Origin of the sequence: Novosphingobium sp. G106, assembly GCF_019075875.1 — a bacterium.
Lineage (GTDB): Bacteria > Pseudomonadota > Alphaproteobacteria > Sphingomonadales > Sphingomonadaceae > Novosphingobium.
The window spans coordinates 2,913,289-2,933,800 of the sequence record NZ_JAHOOZ010000001.1; the positions used below are offsets into that span (position 1 = coordinate 2,913,289).

General features: G+C 64.7%; 20 protein-coding genes and 1 pseudogene. 10 read left to right on the forward strand and 11 right to left on the reverse strand.

The genetic code is table 11. The features are described from left to right. Window positions 1-2: 2 nt before the first annotated feature. From KRR38_RS13915 to KRR38_RS13935, 5 genes and pseudogenes are all read right to left on the reverse strand, one after another. Complete coding sequence (locus KRR38_RS13915) at window positions 3-1,115, reverse strand: ABC transporter substrate-binding protein (RefSeq protein ID WP_217402428.1); 1,113 nt, start codon at window positions 1,113-1,115, stop codon at window positions 3-5. Window positions 1,116-1,137: 22 nt separating this feature from the next. Next, window positions 1,138-2,424 (reverse strand): cytochrome P450, encoded by a 1,287-nt coding sequence (locus KRR38_RS13920; RefSeq protein WP_254514792.1) that lies wholly within the window; start codon window positions 2,422-2,424, stop codon window positions 1,138-1,140. After that, complete coding sequence (locus KRR38_RS13925; protein WP_217402430.1) at window positions 2,421-3,356, reverse strand: SDR family NAD(P)-dependent oxidoreductase; 936 nt, start codon at window positions 3,354-3,356, stop codon at window positions 2,421-2,423. Before KRR38_RS13925 ends, KRR38_RS13920 begins: the two co-directional genes overlap by 4 nt. An 18-nt stretch (window positions 3,357-3,374) precedes the next feature. Continuing rightward, window positions 3,375-4,547 (reverse strand): amidohydrolase family protein, encoded by a 1,173-nt coding sequence (locus tag KRR38_RS13930; protein ID WP_217402432.1) that lies wholly within the window; start codon window positions 4,545-4,547, stop codon window positions 3,375-3,377. 24 nt (window positions 4,548-4,571) lie between these two features. Beyond that, window positions 4,572-5,317: pseudogene (locus tag KRR38_RS13935) on the reverse strand (SDR family NAD(P)-dependent oxidoreductase). Between the two features lie 170 nt (window positions 5,318-5,487). Between KRR38_RS13935 and KRR38_RS13940 the strand changes: the two are divergent. Together KRR38_RS13940 and KRR38_RS13945 are read left to right on the forward strand one after the other, a co-directional pair. Then, a complete protein-coding gene (locus KRR38_RS13940) occupies window positions 5,488-6,147 on the forward strand; it encodes an AMP-binding protein (protein WP_217402434.1) in 660 nt (219 codons plus the stop codon). Window position 6,148: 1 nt separating this feature from the next. Next, a complete protein-coding gene (locus KRR38_RS13945; protein ID WP_217402436.1) occupies window positions 6,149-7,093 on the forward strand; it encodes a fatty acid--CoA ligase family protein in 945 nt (314 codons plus the stop codon). 324 nt (window positions 7,094-7,417) lie between these two features. Here KRR38_RS13945 and KRR38_RS13950 read toward each other — a convergent pair whose 3' ends face one another. Both KRR38_RS13950 and KRR38_RS13955 read right to left on the reverse strand, forming a co-directional pair. Then, window positions 7,418-8,527, reverse strand: coding sequence for a helix-turn-helix transcriptional regulator (locus KRR38_RS13950; protein ID WP_217402438.1), 1,110 nt, complete (start codon window positions 8,525-8,527; stop codon window positions 7,418-7,420). A gap of 279 nt (window positions 8,528-8,806) precedes the next feature. After that, on the reverse strand, window positions 8,807-9,529 hold the full coding sequence (locus KRR38_RS13955) for a TetR/AcrR family transcriptional regulator (protein ID WP_217402440.1): 723 nt from the start codon (window positions 9,527-9,529) through the stop codon (window positions 8,807-8,809). Window positions 9,530-9,695: 166 nt separating this feature from the next. On the opposite strand from KRR38_RS13955, the gene KRR38_RS13960 reads away from it, so the two are divergent. The 4 genes from KRR38_RS13960 to KRR38_RS13975 all read left to right on the forward strand — a co-directional run bounded on the left by KRR38_RS13960 (window position 9,696) and on the right by KRR38_RS13975 (window position 12,479). Beyond that, window positions 9,696-10,676, forward strand: a complete 981-nt coding sequence (locus KRR38_RS13960; protein WP_217402442.1) for an enoyl-CoA hydratase/isomerase family protein — start codon at window positions 9,696-9,698, stop codon at window positions 10,674-10,676. Continuing rightward, window positions 10,673-11,275, forward strand: coding sequence for a hypothetical protein (locus KRR38_RS13965; protein WP_217402444.1), 603 nt, complete (start codon window positions 10,673-10,675; stop codon window positions 11,273-11,275). Before KRR38_RS13960 ends, KRR38_RS13965 begins: the two co-directional genes overlap by 4 nt. Then, window positions 11,244-11,450, forward strand: a complete 207-nt coding sequence (locus KRR38_RS13970) for a hypothetical protein (protein ID WP_217402447.1) — start codon at window positions 11,244-11,246, stop codon at window positions 11,448-11,450. Before KRR38_RS13965 ends, KRR38_RS13970 begins: the two co-directional genes overlap by 32 nt. A gap of 81 nt (window positions 11,451-11,531) precedes the next feature. Next, window positions 11,532-12,479, forward strand: coding sequence for a TauD/TfdA family dioxygenase (locus KRR38_RS13975; RefSeq protein WP_217402449.1), 948 nt, complete (start codon window positions 11,532-11,534; stop codon window positions 12,477-12,479). 60 nt (window positions 12,480-12,539) lie between these two features. Here KRR38_RS13975 and KRR38_RS13980 read toward each other — a convergent pair whose 3' ends face one another. Next, window positions 12,540-13,673, reverse strand: coding sequence for an LLM class flavin-dependent oxidoreductase (locus KRR38_RS13980; RefSeq protein ID WP_217402451.1), 1,134 nt, complete (start codon window positions 13,671-13,673; stop codon window positions 12,540-12,542). A gap of 123 nt (window positions 13,674-13,796) precedes the next feature. Further along, complete coding sequence (locus KRR38_RS13985; protein WP_217402453.1) at window positions 13,797-14,273, reverse strand: nuclear transport factor 2 family protein; 477 nt, start codon at window positions 14,271-14,273, stop codon at window positions 13,797-13,799. Between the two features lie 137 nt (window positions 14,274-14,410). Here KRR38_RS13985 and KRR38_RS13990 point away from each other — a divergent pair, with 137 nt between their 5' ends. Together KRR38_RS13990 and KRR38_RS13995 are read left to right on the forward strand one after the other, a co-directional pair. Continuing rightward, complete coding sequence (locus tag KRR38_RS13990; RefSeq protein WP_217402455.1) at window positions 14,411-16,057, forward strand: FAD-binding protein; 1,647 nt, start codon at window positions 14,411-14,413, stop codon at window positions 16,055-16,057. A 99-nt stretch (window positions 16,058-16,156) separates the two neighbouring features. Further along, on the forward strand, window positions 16,157-16,294 hold the full coding sequence (locus KRR38_RS13995) for a hypothetical protein (RefSeq protein ID WP_217402456.1): 138 nt from the start codon (window positions 16,157-16,159) through the stop codon (window positions 16,292-16,294). Between the two features lie 6 nt (window positions 16,295-16,300). On the opposite strand, the gene KRR38_RS14000 is transcribed toward KRR38_RS13995, so the two are convergent. After that, on the reverse strand, window positions 16,301-16,612 hold the full coding sequence (locus KRR38_RS14000) for a hypothetical protein (RefSeq protein WP_254514794.1): 312 nt from the start codon (window positions 16,610-16,612) through the stop codon (window positions 16,301-16,303). Window positions 16,613-16,875: 263 nt separating this feature from the next. On the opposite strand from KRR38_RS14000, the gene fumC reads away from it, so the two are divergent. Both fumC and KRR38_RS14010 read left to right on the forward strand, forming a co-directional pair. Next, the gene (gene fumC / locus KRR38_RS14005; RefSeq protein WP_309141046.1) at window positions 16,876-18,288 is read left to right on the forward strand and encodes a class II fumarate hydratase; all 1,413 of its coding nucleotides are present in this window, start codon (window positions 16,876-16,878) and stop codon (window positions 18,286-18,288) included. Window positions 18,289-18,706: 418 nt separating this feature from the next. Next, window positions 18,707-19,819 carry an alpha/beta hydrolase fold domain-containing protein gene (locus KRR38_RS14010; RefSeq protein ID WP_217402458.1) on the forward strand — a complete coding sequence of 371 codons (1,113 nt, stop codon included), beginning with the start codon at window positions 18,707-18,709 and terminating at the stop codon, window positions 19,817-19,819. Window positions 19,820-20,215: 396 nt separating this feature from the next. Here KRR38_RS14010 and KRR38_RS14015 read toward each other — a convergent pair whose 3' ends face one another. Then, entirely contained in the window at window positions 20,216-20,425 is a 210-nt protein-coding gene (locus tag KRR38_RS14015; protein WP_217402460.1) for a hypothetical protein, read from the reverse strand. Between the last annotated feature and the right edge of the window lie 87 nt (window positions 20,426-20,512).

The window sequence follows — 20,512 nt, forward strand, 5'->3', positions numbered from 1 at the left end:
TCTCAATCCCAGCCGAACCGGTCGACCAGCCGCGAGGTCTTGCCGTCCGGATCGAGCTGGCGCGCGACGAGGTAACCCGCGCCCATCCAGCCGCGGCGTGTCCACTTGCCGAACGACAGCCGCGTCCCCGGCGCGCCCGAGGCGGCGGGGACCATCTTCACCCGCTCTAGCGCGTCGCGCACGCCGCGCGGCGTCAGCGGATGGGCGTCGGCGAAGGCCTGGAGCAGTACCGTAGCGAGATCGCGGTTGACCACGGGCACGCAATATTCGGGACGGCGCCCGTAGGCCGCAGCGAATTCGTCGAGGAAGGCCTGCCCCACCTTGTTGCCCTCGTCGTACTGGTCGAGCCCGGTCCAGCCGACAATCGCCTGCCACATCGCCGGATTGATCCAGGCGTTCTGGAAAGCCGTGCCCATGTAGCGCGGCGGATCCCAGCCAAGCGCTTTGAGCGCCGGGTTCACCTGAACCACACCGAAGCCGAATCCGCAGTGGACCAGCGCATCGGGCTTGACGTCATGAAGTCGCCATATCGCCTCGCCGACATCCTGCGCGGTCTGGGCGATCTGCTGCTCGCCGACGATGCGGAGGCCCTGCTCGCGCGCCGCCTTGCGGAAATTGCGCGCGTAGGATTCACCGATCAGTGACTGCTCAATAATCACGCCGACGCTCTTGTGGCCCTGCTTGGCGATCAGGTGCGCCCAGTAGATGGGCTCGTCGGTCATCGAACCCTGCGGCAAAGCAAAGGTCCATTCGCCGAGCCAGTCGTCGGCACCGCAGACGCTGATCGCGGGCACGCGGAAGCGCTCCTCGATCGCCTCGCGCATCGGCACCGCGTTATCGGTGATCGCCGGACCGAACACGGCAAGGCAGCCTTCGTCGACCAGTTCGCCATAAGCATCGATCACCGCCTTGACCGTACCCTTGGGCAGCCCTTCGACCTCGCGGAAGACGATCTCGACATCGCGGTCGATCACCCCGCGCTCGCGGCCCTGCCGGAAGACCAGCGCGAAGGAGTCGGTCAGGTCGTTGAGCTGGTCGCGCGGGAAGCCGGGGGGAAGCTTGAAATCGAACAGATAGCCCAGCTTGATCGGCTCTGCATGGCTTTCGTAGCTCATCGACGGCCCTCCCCAGCCTGTCCTACCTCCGCGTAAAGGTCAGCGGCAGCGTTTCCAGCGTCTGGCTGGCGAGCGTCGGCAGGTAGGTCAGTTCCTCCACCGGCACCGCCAGGCGGATGTCCTTCAGCCGCCGGATGAACTCTTGCGCCGCCAGCTTGATCTCCATCCGCGCCAGAGCGATGCCGACGCATTTGTGGATGCCCGAGCCGAAAGTCAGGTTCGCGCCGACGTTGGGCCGCTCGATGTCGAGCTTGCGCGGGTCGGGGAACTTGGCGTCGTCGTCGTTCGCCGAGGCATACATCACGCAGATCTGCGACATTGCCGGGATCCTGGTGCCGCCGAGTTCGACGTCCTGCATCGCCGTGCGGAACAGGCCATGGACTGGCGGCTGCAGGCGCAGGACCTCCTCGACGAAGCGGTTCATCACGCGGTCGTTATCGACCTGCGGATGGAGCTCCTCGGCAAGGCCGGGCTGGGTCGCCAGGATCAGCAGGACATTGGCGATCGCCGCTGCAGTGGTGTCATTGCCAGCAATCAAAAAACCGCGGATCGTCGAGACCTGTTCGTTGCGCGACAGCTTGGGATTCTCCCCGTCGGCCAGCTCGGCGTGGACGATGTCCGAGATCATGTCCTCACGCGGGTTACTCTCGCGATCCTCGATATAGCGGATGATGAAGTTCTGCAGGTCGCACATCTGCGCCGCGTTTTCGAGCATGCCCTCGCGTGTCTGCATGCGGCCGATCTGGTCGAGCACCGCCTTGGTCCAGACTGCCACCCGCTCGGCGCCGACTTCGGACCAGTCGAAGCCGAGCTGTTCGGAAATGATCCGCGCCGTGAGTGGCCCGCCGATGTCGTTGATGCCGTCGCCGGAGCCGCGCTCGGCCAGCGGCTCGATCAAGTCGACCACCAGCTGGCGGATGCGCGGCTCCAGATGCTTGACGCGGTGTGCGGTGAAGGCCTTCTCGGTCAGCCGGCGCAGGCGCGTGTGGGCGGGCGGATCGATCGCCAGGTCACGGATGAAGCCGCCGCCGTCGCGGTCCATGATCGCGGCGAATTCCTCGATGAAGCCGTTGCCGTAGCGATCCTGGTAACCGTGCTCGAGCGAATAGGTCTTGTCGTCGTGGAGCACGGCGATCGCGTCGGCGTAGCGGGTGACCAGGTAGAGATCGAGACCGGGGTCGTAATAGACCGGGTCTTCCCGCCTCAACGCGCGGTAGAACGGGAACGGGTTGTTGCGGATCGCTTCGTCGAGCCGGGTTTCGCCGCCCTTGAGTTCCATCGTGTCAGTTTCGGCCAACGTCGTGGTCATTCGTCCACTCCATCGTAGGCGCGCAGGCCCCAGCCCGAGGTGTCCATCGTCGCCAGGCCGACGACGAGCGCGCCGTCGGTGTCCATGACCGTCTGCCAGCGCTCGGCGATCGTCTCGATCGTGTGGTCGCGTTCGTTGAAGCCCGCCGAGCGCGCGATGTAGCAGCGCTGCACCTCGCCGCCGACCGAATCGATGCATTCGCCGGTCACCGGGCAGTCCTCATGCGCGAGGAAGGCGACCGCCGGCGAGGACAGCTGCGGCGGCAGGTTCTGCTTGGCACTGGCCAGCAGCGGGGAGTCGTCCTCCAGCGTTGAAATCACCAGTCGCGTGTAGCCGCCGGGGCTGACCGCATTGACCTTTATTCCCAGCGCCTCGCCCTCGGCGGCCAGCGCGCGGGTCAGCGACCAGGCGCCGCCCTTGCTCGCGGCATAGGCGGCCTGGTTGGCGAAGCCGGTCATCGAGCTTGAGGTTATGTTGACTATGCGTCCGTAACCAGCTGATTTCATATGCGGCCAGGCGGCACGGCTGCACCAGACCATGCCCATCAGGTTGATGTCGAAGTGCCGCTGGATGTCGCGCGGGCTGATCACGTCGAACGGCGCACCGATCGATATCCCGGCGTTGTTCACAAGGATATCCACAGACCCGAAAGCGTCCAGCGCGGCTTTCACGATAGCCTCGCCGCCCTCGGGCGTGGCGACGGAATCGGTATTGGCGATGGCCTTGCCACCCGCCGCGCGGATTTCCGCAGCGACCGCCTCGGCCGAAGCGGCGCCAGGATAATGCCGCTGCTCTGGGTCCGAGCCGATGTCGTTGACCACGACGTTGGCGCCGCGCGCGCCGAGCAGCAACGCATGGGCACGGCCGAGGCTGGGATTGCCGCCGGCGCCGGTAACGATCGCGGTACGTCCTTCGAAACGCATTTCATTCATGGATTTGCAGGCCTCTCTTTATCCCAATTTATAGACGCGCAGCGCGTTCTCGCTGAGGATCAGCCGCGCCTCGGCTTCACTCGTGGCATCAAGGACTTCCTGCAAGGCATTGGCGGTATAGCCGAATGTCCCCTCGCTATGCGGATAGTCCTGCGCCCACATCACGCGGTCGGCACCGAGCTGGTCGAGTAGCCGCAGCCCCACCGCATCGGTCTGGAACGTCGCGTACATGTTGTGATGCCAGTAGTGGCTCGGCCGGTGCTTCATATCCCAGGAGAACAGCTCGCGGTGCGCGCCGTAGGTCAGCTCGCAGTCCTGCAGCGCGCCGGCGACCCAGTTGATCCCGCCCTCGGCGAAGACCACCTGGAGCCTGGGGAACCGGTCGAACACCCCGCCGAAGATCAGTTGGCCGAAGGTCCGCCGGAACGGGTCGGCCTGGACGATGAAGAAGGTCCCGAAGCCACCGCGCCCGCCCGAGGCGGGCACTTCGCCGATGTGGAAGTTGACCGGCAGCCCGGCTTCCTCGGCAATCGCCCAGAATCGGTCCATCGCCGGGTCCGAATAGTCGATGGCCTCGCCGTCCTTGTTCTTGCCCGGACTGTAGGGGAGCATGAAGCTCTTGAGCCCCAAGTCGACGATCTGGCCGATCGCCTGCTCGGCCTTCGCCGGATCCCACCAGTTCGAGCAGATGCCGACGCCGTGGAACCGGCTAGATCCACTTTTGGCGCCGCGCCTGTCGAGATCGGCCATATGCGCGTTGTAGGTGCGGTACATGAGCTCCTGCATTTCCTGGTCAGGATAGCGGATGAAGCCCATCAGGCTGTTGGGATAGACGATCTCGTGGGCGATCCCCTCGGCGTCGAGATGGCGCTGGCGGACGGCGAAATCGAAGCCGTCGTTCATCACCGAGCGAGCCAGCGCGGTATCGACGTCGACCCCGGTCGGATAGGCTTGCAGGGCATCGGGAAAGCCCACGCGCCAGTACTTGTCGAACCATACCCGCGGCGCACCAGGACGCATGTTCTGCGGGAAATTCTCGTAGAAGATATCCTCGGTCAGCTCGACGTGGTTGTCGGCCGAGACCAGCACCAGCCCCTCGGGCAGTTTGCCCGGCGACTGCGGTTCGCGGTCGACGATCATGCCCGCATCGGCGGCCACCGCGCTCTGGAATGTCCTGGATTCGTCGAGCATCGTCGCCTCCTCAGTGGCCAGAAGTCACCGGCTCGTAATCGCCCCGTCGACGACGATCGCTTGGCCATGAACGAAGCTGGCGTCGTCGCTGCACAGCCACCAGACCGCGCCGCCGATCTCCTGCGGCTGGCCGATGCGCTGGAGCGGGCTCACCGCGACGAGCTGTTCGATGATCTCGCCCATGCCGGGCTTCTGCGTCATCGGCGTCTCGATCATGCCCGGGCAGACCGCATTGATGCGGATGCCCTGGCTGGCATATTCGAGCGCCGCGGCCTTGGTCAGCCCGACGACGCCGTGCTTCGACGCCGAATAGGCGCCGCAAAGGCCGCGCCGCGGATGCCCGCGGTCGAGGCGCAATTGACGATCGTGCCGCCTCCGGTCTTGAGCATGGCGTTGACCTCGTGCTTAAGGCAGTTCCACACACCGGTCAGGTTGACGCCGATCACCCGGTCCCAGTTCGAAAGGCTGCATTCGGCGGTCATCTTGCCCACTTCGCCGTCGATCCCGGCGGCGTTGAAAGCCGCGTCGATCCGGCCATAGGCCGCCACCGCCTGCTCGACCGCGCTCCGCGCGCTGTCGTCATCGGCGACGTTGCACTGGATGAACTGGCATTCGCCACCGCTCAGGCGGATCGCCGCCTCGGTCTCGCGGCCGCCGGCCTCGTTCATGTCGATGAGCGCCACGGCGTGGCCCCGGCTGGCGAAAAGCCGCGCCGTCGCCCGTCCGATGCCCGAGCCCGCGCCCGTCACGAAGGCAATCTTGTCTGCCATTCCGTCCCTCTTCCGTTTTCTCGTTGGCTCCAGACGTCGCACAAGTGGCCCACGGCGCACAGACTCGACTCATCGGGAGCTTGGAACGAAGCCTATCATCGTTCCAGCCAATCGCGGTGGACCATTGCTGTCCCAGCGGGCAATTTGCCCCCACCCTGAAAGGAATAAGAATGACCAGCGAAGTGCCGCCCTCCACGATCCCCGCCATGCTCGCCGGCCTGGTGGCGAGGTGCGGGCAGCATGACGCCATCGCCACTGAAGCGGAGGCGGTGAGCTATGCCGAGCTGAACGAGCGCAGCGCCCGGATGGCCCGCGCGCTGCTGGCGGCGGGTGCGGGCAAGGGTGCGCGCATTGCGCTGCTTGCACCCGACGGTATCTTCTGGGCGACGGCCTTCCTCGCTGCGCTGCGTATCGGCGGGCTGATCACCTGCGTCTCGACGATGGTCACGCCCAAGGAGTTCGCGCATATCCTGCGCAACAGCGATACCCAGATCCTGCTCTCGGCGCGGCGCTTCCTCAGCCACGACTACGCGAAGACCATCGAAGCCGCCTTCCCAGCCCTGACGGGCAGCGGCCCGGGTAAATTGCTACTCGAAGACGCCCCGTTCCTGCGCTCCGTCTGGCTAGACGATGCCGATGGCGCACCCTGGGCCGGTTCGATCGGTGACCTTCTCGCCCGCGCCGATGCAGTGACCCCGGCCCTGCTCTCCGCTGTCGAGGCACAAGTCACGCCCGGCGACGAGGCGGTCATCGTCTATACCTCGGGCAGCACTTCGCTGCCCAAGGCCGTGGTGCACACGCAGTGGAACATCACCCGCCATCCCCCCTGAGTTGGCGAAGCTTTTCCTGATCGAGCCCGAAGACCGGATGCTGCCGATGCTGCCTGCCTTCTGGCTCGGCGGCATGGCGATGTTCTTCCAGGTGCTCAGTCAGGGCGCGACGCTTGTCTATCCGGCCTCGCCCGATCTCGAAGTGCTGGTGGAGACGATCAAGACCCTGCGCGTCAACCGGCTCAACGGCTGGGGCGACGGCCTCGCCCGCCTACGCAAACTGGCGCCCGAGCGCGGCATCGACATCGACGGCATCGTCGGCCTCGGCTTCTTCCGCGACGAGAAAGGCGGCCTGATCCCGCCGCAGTTCCAATCGGGCATGCTCGGCATGAGCGAGACTTTCGCGCCGCACAGCGCCGAACCGCTCAACTACCGCATGCCCGAAGACAAGCCGTTCTCCTGCGGTCGCCCGGTCAACGGCTACGAGCGCCGCGTGGTCGATCCCGAGACCGGCACCGAAGTGCCCGTGGGCGAGATCGGCGAGCTCCAGCTGCGCGGCGGCGCGCTGATGAGCGGCATGTACAAGCGGCTGCGCGAGGAGGTGTTCACCCCCGACGGCTTCTATCCCACGGGCGATCTGGTGCGGATCGACGCCGACGACTGCCTCTATTTCATCGCCCGCCGGAACGACATGATCAAGACGCGTGCTGCCAATGTCTCGCGGCTCGAAGTCGAAGCGGCAATGAACGAGCTTCCCGAGGTGGAACTCGCCGTCGTCACCGGCCTCGACGACGCCGAGTTCGGCCAGATCGTCGCCGCTGCGGTCGTACCGGCCGAGGGCGCCTCGCCCACCGAGGACTCGCTGCGCGCCGCGCTGCGCGAGACGCTATCGAGCTACAAGGTGCCCAAGCGGATCGTGTTCATCGACGCCGGCGACATCCAGCGCACGGCAACCGGCAAGCTCAAGCTCCACGAACTGGGCAAGCTAATCGAGGGTCGGAGTTAGCGCCGCAAAAGGAGCTCCGGATCGCGCTGAAGGGACTGCGGATTTTTCGCGCCGCCGACGTCTTAACCATAGGGGGCGGGACCGCAGGATCATCGGGTGGAGAAATTCAGGCAATGGGTCACGCAGCATTGGCGGCAAGGTACGAAGAACTCGGCGTAATCAATCTCCGAGACCAATTTTTCAAGGACAGCCTCATTCGCGAGCAGATCAGGCTCATAGCTCGGGCAGCGGGCGTCGCTCCGTCAAAAGTGAAGATCAAAATCAACGGAATATAGGGCGGTTGGGTCATCGACGGTCAGGTAAAACTGGCCGTCGAGATTCACTTCACGCCATGATGGCCGCCAGCAGGCGCATCAACGCAGCTTCACCCTCAGTCCCGGTCTTGGCATAGATCGTCTTTATCTGACCGCGGATAGTCTCGACCGTCACCGAACGCGCTTCGCTGATCTCCGAACGGCTCTTTCCTTCGAACAGCCGGATGGCCACGTCCGCTTCCGCCGCCGTCATGCGATAGAGGATGGACAGCAGCGCGGCGATGCCGGCGCGGTCGCGGGCCGGCGGCTTGGCGACGATTATCGCCCGCGGTGCCCTGCCCAGCGACCAGGAATGCGTCGGCAGACGAAAGCCTTCGAGAAACAGCGGCTGAGGCCGCTGGAGATTGTCGAGCCGGAGCCGGAAATGGTCCATCCCATCGGCCGCGACGAGCATCGCTGCAGCCTGCGCCAACGACAGCGGCGTCCCGGCGCCCTCGAGATAGCCGTCGCGCAGCAGGACATGGCCATCCGACAGCAGCTGTTCCGCACTCCGCGTCATGGCCTGCAGCCGCCCGGCCCCGTCGAGGACATAGGCGGTCACCGCGATCGCCTCGAAGGCGCCCGCGAGCAGCAGCGCCTGTTCGCCTTCCAGCCGCTCCTGCAGCCTGACCGCTCGACGCGCCGCGACCGATGCTTCGGCGAAGACCTTGCGTTGCCGGGCGTTGGTTCGCCCGTCGCGCCGTTTCCGCAAGGTGGCGAGGCCAATGAAGCCAGCCCGATCGACGACCAGATTGGTCTGGCAGCCATAGGGAATGTCGACCTCGTCACACCATTGCACGTAACGGTCTGACTGGAGCAGCGGCAGAACCGTGTCATAGTCGGCTTCGTGAAGCAGCGCGTCGTAGTTTCCCTGCGCCATACCCTGCACGCTCGCCGCGACGCGGAAGTTCAAGGCCGGCGAGCCGCCGCCGAGTTCGACGAATTCCCGAAGTCGTCGCTCTTCCAGATCCGTGACGATGTTGAACGGAATGTCCCGCGCACCGCCGACACCGATCAGCTGCCCATGGCTGGCCCCTGTCCGGGCGGCCATCTCTGCCAGGGCGTCGGGCCAGCGATCAGGCTCAAGCGCCGCCGCGAGGAAGACGTCGTTCCAGTCCTTGAAAGGCGTCGCAGATGGCATGAGCGGAGCTTGTATCACACTGATATTTATAGTTTTCGGAGCGTCCTCTGGTGGCGAGCCGATGTCAACCATCCTGCACTTCAGGCAAGACGGAACCCGTTCCGAATTGGAGCAAGAAAAATCCAGCCTGACGTGGAGCCAGGCTGGATGAGTGAAAGGACGCTTTCCACGCCCTTCGGGTCGCAACCGATCGATAGAAGCGAAACGGGTGGCGCCGCATCCCCCGAGCGGGGGACGTTGCGTATTTGATTTGCCCGCCTGCTATTTTGAAGGGAAAACCTAGCTGCGTCCCCAGACCACCCCAGCACCCGGCTGCCGCGCGCCGTCGAGCAGGTTGCCGAAGCCCGAGCTTATCCGTCGGTGGAGTTGCTCAAGCGGGAACGGCCGATCGGACCATTCGACGCAGGATGCGCTGGCGAAAGTCACCAGTTGCTCGGCCAAGTCGCCCAGGTTGGCGTCGGCGCGCAGGATACCGCACTGCTGCTGCCTGACGAGCAGGCCCTGCATGGCTTTGAGCTGCTTGTCGCGGAAGTGGTAGAAAATCCCGCGCGAGGGGCTGAAGAAGATCAGACAGACCTGGCGGCAGAACTCGGGCGCACATTCGATCGACTGGAGCCAGCGGCCGATGATGTCGACCACGGCATTGGGATCGCCCGGATCGGGCAGTGCGGTGTGGCCGACGTAGCGGGTATATTCGCTGATCGCCTCGACGATCGCCTGGTCGCGGGGGCCGACCAGGTTGTAGATCGTCTGGACCGCGTGGCCCGAGGCCTGGGCAATGCCGCGCACGGTGACGCCATCGAGCCCTTCCTCGGTCAGCAGGCGGCGGATCGTCGCCAGGATCTGTGCGCGGCGCAGCCGCTGGTTGCGGCGTGAGGGGACGGCGCCAGTCCGGCCCAGCGCGCGCGAATGGAAATGATGGATCGGCGCCGACGGATCGTAGAGAACCGACGGCACTGTCGATGCATAGGTCGGCTGCAACGCGGCTTGGGCCTGGCTCACCTGCGATCTCGCTCCCATTGTATTTCTGCCGAAGAACCTAGCGAAACTGGACGAATGCACAAGGAGAACGGATGCTTACACCGTTCCAGACTATTGAATCGCCCGCAGCGAGCAGGAAGACTTAACAGGCAGTCTGGAAGACACCACAGGAAGGACGCGGGACAGCATGCCAGACGACGCAGAACGGCCATCGGCCGAAGAGATCGTTCTCTACGAGAAGGACCCCGCCACCAAGATCGCCACGATCACGCTGAGCCGCCCGGGCTTCCTCAACGCGCCGACGATCGCCGCGCGCCAACGCTATGCCGACCTCGTGCTGCGCGCCAATGTCGACGACGACGTCAAGGTCCTGGTGATCCGCGGCGTCGGCGAGCACCTGGGCAGCGGTGCCGACCTTCCCGAGATGGCCGGAATGTTCAACGGCGACGAGAGCTACTCGCCGCTCCCCGAATTCCGCATCGACGGGGAAGATACCGGTGATGGCGACGTCAAGTATCCGCCACGCGATTCCTATCGCTACATCGCCAACGTCACCAACCTCTATGCCGACGCCCGCTTCGGCCTGCGCAGCCTGCAGGACTTCAAGAAGATCTCGATCATCGAGTGCAAGGGCTACTGCTACGGCTGGCACTTCTACCAGGCCGCCGATGCCGACATCGTCATCTCCTCGGACGAGGCCTTGTTCGGCCACAGCGCCTTCCGTTACGTCGGCTGGGCCGCGCGGCAGTGGCAGTGGGCGACGATGATGGGCCTTCGTCCGTTCATGGAGATGGTCTTCACCGGGCGTCCTTTCACCGCCAAGGAGATGAAGGACCTCCACTTCGTCAACAGCGTCGTCCCGCGCGACAGCCTCGAGGCGGAGACGATGAAATATGCCCTCGCCTGCGCGCGCAACCGGCCGACCGATACCGTGGTCATGCAGAAGACCTTCTTCGAGGTCTTCAAGCAGCAGCAGGGCGAATACATGGGCTCGGTCCTGTCGGGCTGGCTCGAAGGCATGCTGCCGCTGGTCAAGGAGGAAGGCGGCGGCATCGCGGTCGATGCCGACACCTTCGAGAAGGGCCTTGCCGCCGCGGTGAAGGACAACGACATGCAGTTCCCGCCCGAATGGCGGCTTTCCTACAGAGGACGAGCCCAAAAGACATGAACCAGGAAGACATGACCGAAACGCGCGCCGACTTCCCGGCTTTCCCTCCCGGCCTCTGGCGGCGGATCGTCCTGCTTCCGGGAGACGGTTGGATAGGAGGCGCGCTGGAGGACGACATGCACCGCTTCCATATCCGGCTCGACCACGCCAATGGCCGCGTGACGAAAGTCGCGGCCAAGGCCGTGCGCCACCCCTGGTCGGCCTGTCCTGGCGCGACCACCTTCATCGCCCGGGAACTGACCGGCGAACTGCTGACCGCCGTCGCCGATCGCGATCCCTTCCAGCACTGCACGCACCTCTACGATCTCGCGGTGCTGGCGGCGGCCCATGCCGACGACGACGCACCTACCCGCTTCGACATGACGGTCGCCGACCGCGTCGAAGGCCGCACCACCGCGACGCTGGCGGAGAACGGCGCCGAGAAGCTGCGCTGGCAGCTCGACGGCACCGCAATCGGGGGGCACGGGTGCCCACGCGGGCAGGGACCTGCGCCAGCTTTCCAAATGGAAGCGCGAATTGCCTGCAGTGGAAGCCGAATGGGCGACGCTGCTGCGCCGTGCGATCTTCGTGTCAGGCGCGCGGCAATATATCGCGCCTGACCTCGAACAGACCGCGGCGCTGAACGTGGGCCGCATGGGCGTCTGCTTCAACTACCAGATGCCGCAGGCACAGGACTCCACGCGCACGCCCAACTGGCACAGGGATTTCTCGGAATCGGGCATCGAACCGCTCGCCGGGCTCGATCCGGCCGCCGAATTCGCCGCTATGGGCTAGCGGAAGCGCTGCAAATATGTTACATAGTACCCATCTGTATTACCTTGTAACATGCATGCCCACGGGCGGGAGTTGGATGGAATGGCTTCGATCGATGTGAAACCGCTGCAGGACGGCCTGCGCTTCGGCGCCCGCGTCACCGGTGTGAATTGGGAAACCCTGGCCGACGAAGGTGTGCGCAAGCAACTTCAGCAACTGTTCGAGGACCGCGGCGTCATCGTCTTCGAGGACGTCGAGCCCAGCGCAAAGATGCAAGTCGCGATCAGCACGGTGTTCGGCCCGCTCAAGGACCACCCGATCAAGATCGTCGAGCGGCTCGACAACGACACCATGCCCGGCGTCATCACTATCCGCAACGCGCCCGACGCGGCGATCTGCGAGATCGATGGCAAGCCGCTCGCCACCTGGCAGCCTTGGCACTTCGATCACACCTACAACAACGAACTGAACCGCGCCGGCGTGCTGCGCGCCGAAGTGATCGCGCCCGAAGGCGGCCTGACCGCTTTCGCCGACGGCATCCAGATCTACGACGACATGGATCCCGCGGTGCGCGCCAAGGCCGAGGACATCGAACTGCTCTACACGCTCGACATGCATTACGAGCGCCAGTTTTTCGGCCTCCCCAAGACCTTCAAGGAAATCAAGCCGAAGAACGACGACATCCTGGAGATCGCCCGAAAAATGTCGCGCTCGATCCACCCGGCGGTCTGGACGCGCGACACCGGCGAGAAGGTGTTCCACATGTGCGCTTACGGCTGCCGCGGCATCGTCGGCAACGAGACGCCAGAAGGCAACGCGATCTGCGCCGAAGTGATGGAAGAGGCCGAGCGCGTGATCGAGCCTTACTACCACCAGTGGAAGCCCACCGACATGATCATCTGGGACAACTGGCGCATCCTGCACCAGGCCTGCGGCTGCGACCCCAAGCACGAACGGGTAGTCCATCGCACGACGATCAAGGGCGACTACGGCCTCGGCCGCTGGGAAGTCGAAGGCGGCGTGGTCGAGCCGGTCGACGCGATGATGTAATCAGCCGCGACGGGTTCGCCAGAATGCGAGCCCGCCAGGCACCACCGCCGGAACGGGTCGTTAGCTCTTGCTCGCGCGGTCGAAGCCGTGCTGCGCTTGCTCCTGTCGGCGGCGCTCGATGACCCACTCGATCGATGCTTCACGATTGATGTTGAGCCCCTGGAAATGGGGGATGACATAGCGCGCGAACAGCTCGTAACTTTCCGCGGTTGCGCGGCTGTTCGCCCAGTTGTGCGCCAGCAGCATCACACAGCCGAAACCGCCGGTGTCGGCAAGATGCCGCTCAATCGCGGTAATGGCATCTTCGGGCGTGCCGATCACAGCAGTCCCTGCCTCGACGAACGCCTGTGGCAGGGCATCGCCGCGTGTCCCTTCGGGCGGCAGCGGCAGGGCGCTGATATGGCGAAAATAGTCGACCCACGGCTCGAAACCGAAACGGCAATCCTCCAGCGCCTGCTGGCGGCTTTCGGCGAGATGCATCTGCAGGACGAGCCGCCACTTCGATCTATCGACGGTCTGGCCGTGCTCGGCGGCTGTCTGCTGCACCACGTTCCACATCGCCGGCAGCGTCGTCATCGGGAAGCAGCCCACTGACTGGAACTGCAGAATACCCAGCCCATATTTGCCGGCCGCGATGGCGCTGTTGACCGATCCCATCGCCGTTATCGCCATCTCGACCGACGGCCGGGTCCACGGCATCATCTGCAGCCGCGCATCGCGCAGGGTGAACCAGCCGGCTTCGGCATTGACGACCTCACCGCGCAGCAGCGGAATAAGCACATCGAGTGCCGCTTCCATGCGCGGACGCATGTCTTCTACCGCGATCCCCATCATCGCCGCGTCAGACGGCAATGCTCCCGGCCCGACACCGAACATCACACGGCCACGCGTTATATGGTCGAGATAGTTGATCCGCTCGGCCAGCATCAACGGCTGGTGATAGCCGAGCGACACGACGCCGGTCCCCAAGCGAATGTGCCGGGTCCGCTCGGCCGCCGTGGCAATGAACATTTCGGGCGCGCCGATCGTCTCGAAGGCAGCCGAATGATGCTCGCCCACCCAGACCTCGTCGTACCCCAGGCGGTCGATGTGCTCGACGAGCCAAAGGTCGCGATGCAGCGCCAGCGACGGGTTCTCGTTCCGCGCGTGATAGGGCGGGAGGAACATCCCGAACCGAAGCTTGTCTGTGCTCATCCCAACCTTTTCCGCATCTTATCCGATGAAAACTAGATCATCGGTCGGTCGGGGAGTCAAACGGGTCAGCGCCTTGCGGCGCAGGGCCGCAGCCATTCGCCGATTTGCCCGGCGGCGCTCGCTTCACCGCGGACGGGCGAAAGCCACCATGCTGTCGACCTTGCCGTCGGCGCGCAGGATGAAATGATCGACCGAGGCGAGGTGATAGCGCTCCTTGCCGTCGAGCGTGGTGCGGTTGGCCAGCGCGACCATGCATTCCCGGTCATCGCCGGTATAGGCCACGGCAATGACCTGCGGCTTCATGCCGCCGATCACCTTGGTGTAGAATTCGTCGATCTGTGCTCGGCCCTTGAGCGAGGGACGCATCGGTTCGAGGAACGTCGCGTCATCGGCGAAAAGCGCCGCAGCGCCCAGATAGTCGCCCGCATTGATCAGCGCGACGTAGCGCGCAGCGAGCTGGCAGGCCCGGCCCGGCGGCACCGGCGCCGAGGGCGGGGTCTCCAGATAGACATCGGCCTTGTCATAAGCCGGGTCGAGCGCCCCGCCCGCTATCGTCATGGCTCCGCCTGCGGCAGCCGCAAGCACGATCGATCCCAGCATCCGCCTTTTCCCCCTCTTCGGTTGTCACGGCCCACGATAACCGGCCCGCCGTGCTGCACCAAACCGAATTCCCGTTGCAAATGCTGAACAACCGGTCAAACTTTGTCCAACCAAGAAAAACGGCGGGAGAGAGCGGTATGGCGGCCACGGAATGCGACGTCCTGATCATCGGCAGCGGTATCGGCGGGATCACGGCGACGATCCAGGCCAAGCTTGCCGGGCTCGAGCCGATCCTCTGCGAGAAGCTGCCGCTGATCGGCGGCTCCTCGGCGCTCTCGGGCGGTGTGCTCTGGTTGCCGAACAACCAACTGATGCAGCGAGAGGGCGTGGCGGATTCGCGCGAAGCAGCGCTGACCTACATCGCCAACTTCGCCCCCGCCGACGATCCCGGCTCCACTCTCGCGCGGCGCGAGGCCTTCGTCGATGCCGTGGCACCGCTCGTGGAACTCTACGAGAGCCAGGGCGTGCCCCTGCTGCGCTGCGACGGCTATTCGGACTATTACGATACCCTGCCCGGCGGCAACGCCCGCGGCCGCGCGCTGGAGGCCGCAGTCTATGACGCCAACCGCCTCGGCGCCTGGAAGGACAAGTTCCGCCCGCAGAACTTTCCCGTGCCGGCTCGCGCTTCCGAGCCGGCCAAGTTGATGCTGATGAACGTCTCCTGGGCCGGCAAGATGAAGGCCGCGGAAGTGGGCTGGCGCGCGGTCTGGGGTAAGCTGACGGGCAAGTCGCTGCGCTCCGCCGGTGCTGCTCTGCAGGGTCGCTTACTGGAGATCGCGCTGCGGCTGGACTGCGACATCCGGGTCAATGCCGGGTTGCTCGATCTCGACCAGGAAGGCGGCAAAGTCGTCGGCGCGCGTCTCAAGATCGACGGGCGCGAGGAACACATTCGCGCCCGCCGCGGCGTGCTGGTTTCGGCGGGCGGCTTCGCGCGCAACACGGCGATGCGCCAGCAATACCAGAAGGCGCCGATCTCCGACAAATGGACCCACTCCAACGAGGGCGAGACCGGCGAAGCGATCCAGGCCATGACCGGTGCCGGCGCGGCGCTGGGCTGGATGGACGAGTCCTGGTGGACCACCAGCGTCGAGAACACCGCGATACCGGTCGGCAGCAACCAGATCATCCCCGAACTGCACAAACCGCATGTCGTGGTTGTCGGCGCCGACGGCCAGCGCTTCGTCAACGAGGCGCAGTCCTACATGGAGGTCGGCCGCGCCTGTTATGCCCGCAACGAAGTGACCAAGGCGATCCCCGCCTGGGCGGTGATGGACCAGCAGCACCGCAAGCGCTACGTCTTCGGCTATGCCATGCCCGGCAAGATGCCCGAGGAATGGATCGCCCAGGGCAACATCAAGGTCGCCGACACGATCGAGGGTCTGGCGGCCAAATGCGGCATCGATCCCGCAGGACTCGTTGCCACGGTCGGGCGCTGGAACGCGATGTCAGCCAAGGGCGTCGATGAGGATTTCGGCAAGGGATCGAGCGCTTACAACCGCTACTACGGCGACACCACGATCTCCCCGAACCCCTGCATGGGCACGATCGAGAAGGGACCCTTCTGGGCCGCGCTGCTTCATGTCGGTGACGTCGGCACTTGCGGTGGCGCGGTGACCGACGAGCACGCCCGGGTCAAACGCCCCGACGGTTCGGTGATCGAGGGGCTCTATGCCGCCGGCAACTGCGCCTCGCCGCTGGCTGGCCCCTACTACGTTGCTTCGGGCCATTCGATCGGCTGCTCGGCCGTGTTCGGCATGATCGCGGCGCAGCACATGGCGAGCTGACGCCGCTCGGCCCGCCGCAGAACCGGTACGGCCGGGGTGAGCGGCCTTGACCGGAGGGCCGCCGCACCCGATGTTTCATCAATGCAGGCAATCGTTTCCGTGCTGTCGCAGCTTGCCTGGGGCGTCACCGTCGGCGGACTTACCGCCGCGGCGACGGTCGTAGGCCAGGCGGCCGCAGTTGGCGCCAGCGTCGCAGGAGCCGGCTACGTGCTATGGCGGAGGCGCAAGAAGCGCTGAGCCTGCTCAGGCCTGAACGTTCGCGGTAATCCGGTGGTGGAACGGGTGCCCGGGCTTGCTGCCGCTAGTGATCGCGTCGAACCGACCGCCTTCCAGCGTCGGCAGCACCATCTTCACGAACATGACATGCTCGCGCTGGCGCACGTCGAGGTGGACCTGCAGCCGCCCCTCGAAGCTGAAGCCGATCTGGGTGTCGGGCGGACAGACGCTGCGCAGCAGCTCGGTGATCCTGCTCAGTTCGTCCGAAACCGAAGTCGAAGGAAAAGCGCCGGGAAAGCGTTCGACCGTCGCCGTGGCCATGCCAATTACTTCTGCCATATTAGCCCCCGTCTTGGGCAATGCCCAATATGAGTTCGATTGAGCGGTCAGGTCTTGCATTGTAGCCAACCGGGAGCTCGACTCCGACCGCTCGGTTCTAAAAACGGTTTATACCAGTCCTTTGGTTCCCGGTGGAGCGGGGAATATTCGTCGTCTCGGTTTGAACCACGTAGAAACCGCAATCTAAACATGACACCCGCTGCTTGACGCTTGCCGAGCCCGGCCGCCCTGCCCATCATCGCGCCTGGAAAAGGAGCAAGCGCGTGGCCGAAACCCCTACCGCCAACACCCGCACTGAGCGTGACACGATGGGCCCGATCAATGTCCCTGCGGACCGTCTCTGGGGTGCGCAGACGCAACGCAGCCGCGAGAACTTCCGCATCGGCGAGGAGCGCATGCCCGCGCCGCTGATCCGCGCCCTGGCCGTGGTCAAGCGCGCCGCGGCTGAAGTGAACCGCGATCTTGGCCTCCTAGACGCCACGCTGGCCGAAGCGATCGGCGCCGCGGCCGGAGAGATCATCGACGGCAAGCTGAACGGCGAATTCCCGCTGGTCGTCTGGCAGACCGGATCGGGCACCCAGACCAACATGAACCTCAACGAGGTGATCGCCAACCGCGCCAACCAGATGCTGGGCGGCGAGCTTGGGGCAAAGTCCCCGGTCCACCCCAACGACCACGTCAACATGAGCCAGTCGTCGAACGACACCTTCCCCTCCGCGATCCACGTCGCCGCGGCGAGCGAGATCGAGGCGCGGCTGCTGCCCGCGCTCGCGGCGATGCACGCGGCGCTGGACGCCAAGGCCACGGCCTGGACGCATATCGTCAAGATCGGCCGCACCCATACGCAGGACGCGACACCGCTGACGCTGGGGCAGGAGTTCTCAGGCTACGCCGCGCAAGTCGGTCACGGCATCGAGCGCGTGCTCCTGGCCTTGCCCGGCGTCTGCCAACTCGCCCAGGGCGGCACGGCGGTCGGCACCGGTCTGAACGCACCGGCGGGCTTCGCCGTGGGCGTGGCCAATGCCGTCGCGGAGGCTACCGGCCTGCCCTTCACCTCGGCGCCCAACAAGTTCGAGGCGCTCGCCAGCGAGGACGCGCTGGTCTTCGCCCACGGCGCGCTCAACACGCTGGCGGCGAGCCTCTACAAGATCGCCAGCGACATCCGCCTCCTCGGCTCGGGCCCACGCTCGGGCCTCGGCGAACTGGCCTTGCCCGAGAACGAGCCCGGCTCGTCGATCATGCCCGGCAAGGTCAACCCGACCCAGTGCGAGGCCATGACCCAGGTCTGCGCCCAGGTCTTCGGCAACCACGCGACGCTGACTTTCGCCGGCAGCCAGGGCCAGTTCGAGCTCAACGTCTACCGCCCGGTCATCGCCTACAACTTCCTGCAGTCGGTCCGCCTGCTCGCCGATGCGGCGGACAGTTTCACGCAGCACCTGCTGCTCGGCCTCGAACCGCGGGAGGACAACATCCGAGCCGGCGTCGAACGCTCGCTGATGCTGGTCACCGCGCTCGCGCCATCGATCGGCTACGACAACGCCGCGGCCATCGCCAAGGCGGCGCATAAACAAGGCACCACCCTCCGCGAGGCTGCGATCGCCAGCGGCCATGTCACGGCCGAGGACTACGACGCAGTGGTGCGGCCGGAGCAGATGCTGGGGCCCGATCAGGGGTAAGAAGCGGCGATCTGGTTGACACATGTGTCACCCTGTCACCCACGGTCGGCGCCGAAATACGGCCATTCGCCAATGCTTTGCCATCTGCGCCTGTAGGTAACACTTTTCCATCCATGTTGTCCGGCAGGGAAACGATAGGAATGACCGCCATCCCGCCGGAACAGGATGACAAAGCGCTGAGATGTAGGAAAACGGTTTGTCCGTTGCCGCCGACTTTTCGGTCATAGCGGCGGTCTGACAGCTGGCCTGAAAGCGGCCGTACGTTCGCCAATCCGCATCGTCTCAAATGCCGTGAAAAGCGGGCAGTCTATTTCGATATGCAATGAGGGCAACTCGTAGCGTGATGCGCCCCCCCATTTGGAGGTATCCGGCAGCGAACCTCTGAACTACGTCCCGAGCACTCTAGGAGGAGGGTGTTATGCAGGGGCTCAAAAAGTGGTTGCTGGTAAGTCTAGCTATGCAGGTATCCGGTTCTGCGGTCGCTGCCCCTCTCTCACCGACGCCTGATGAAGTGCGACTAAGGCCTCAATGGCAAGCGTTAGACGCTAATCACGACGGCAAGGTCACTTTGGATGAGGTAAATCCAATTCTTGCTGCGTCGTTGAAGAAGAGCGACCTGGACAACGACGGCGCTATAACGCTGGACGAATACGTGGGCTTCGATCTCGATCCGGTCGGTGCCGGGCGCGTCCCACTGGCAGATAACGTCCGACTGCTTTCGGATTTGCCCTACGCGAATACGAATGATCCACGCCAGCGCGTAGACGTCTATCTGCCGAAAAGAGCGACTGTCGCAGGTCCGCTGCCCGTGATCGCCTATGTCCACGGCGGCGGGTGGTCGGTCGGCAGCAAGATCATGGCCCGGCCTCAAGTGATGGAATTGGTGAACAGCGGCCGCTATGCCGCCGTTTCCATCGGCTACCGGCTCGACTGGCAGGACAAATGGCCCGCACAGATTTACGACGTGAAGGCGGCGATCCGCTGGATTCGGGCAAATGCAAAGAGCTATGGCTTTGACGGCAAGCGCATTTGCGCAATGGGGGATTCCGCTGGCGGGCACCTTGTGGCCCAGTTGGGTGTAACCAACGGCGAGGCCCCGAGCGAAGGCAACTTGGGTAAAAACCTAAGGCAGACGAGCAGGGTGCAATGCGTGATCGACATGTTCGGCCCCGTCGATTTGCCGAATATGGCGCTGAAGAGCATTGTGGAATCGCTCCTTGGCGGCACGATGTCGGCGAAGGCGGACGTTGCACGTGATGCATCGCCAATCTCCCATATCGATGCAAAAGATCCGCCTTTTCTGATCATCCACGGCACCAAGGATCCGCTAGTGCCTTATCAACAGTCTGTGGCTTTCGAAGCCGCGTTGAGCAAAGCGGGCGTTCCGGTCCTCTTCCAGACCGTGGAGGGCGGCGGTCACGGCCAATTCGGCGCGGCTTCGCCTGAAGTGGCGAGGCGCATCCGAGCGTTTCTTGAACGGAATTTCTACGATCCATCGACAGAAGTTCCGACGGAAGTCCTGCACAAATAATACGAACATCCACCACAAGCGATCGATCCCTTCTAACGTCTGGGATGGGATCGGCTCGCCACATTGGCGGTCCTATGCTGCCGGCAGCTATCGGGCTTTTCGCGCCGAAAACCGCCTGTCCGGACACCCCAACATTTCCGCCGGTCACTCGCCCACGCTTGGAGGGCCGCCGGAGGGCTGTAGCGCTCAATCAGGATCGGCACGTCGTTGCGTAGGTCGCGGAACGAAAAACTCCGCCGCGGGTCACGCGGCGGAGTTTCAAGGAGTATCTTACTGACCAAGAGCGCAATCATGACTTGCGCCCCATCGCAACGATAGACGTCGCCGCCGACCGAGGCCAATTGGGTCTTCGCAACGTAGATTAAAGGATTGGCTGCGGAACGAGCTGCAGATCTTCTACCGCACGCCGGCCTTGGCGGCGTCCACTGGCGGCGTCGCATCGGCAGGCGCCCCGCTCGCCTCCAGCGGCGCCGCCATCGCCGCCTCGCTCGCCTTGGCGGCCAGCTCCTGGTCAATCGACGCCGCCTGCTCGTTGAGCTTCTTCTGCGCATCGGCATAGCGGTCGTCGAAGCTCTTCTGGCAGCCGGCGAGAAGCACGAGGGCCAACGCTACAGCGGCCCTCCTCTTCAGATGAGGGGCTGGGGGTGGTGGCGAGGCCGCAGGTCTCGCTCGTGCCAGCGATAGGATAGCCCC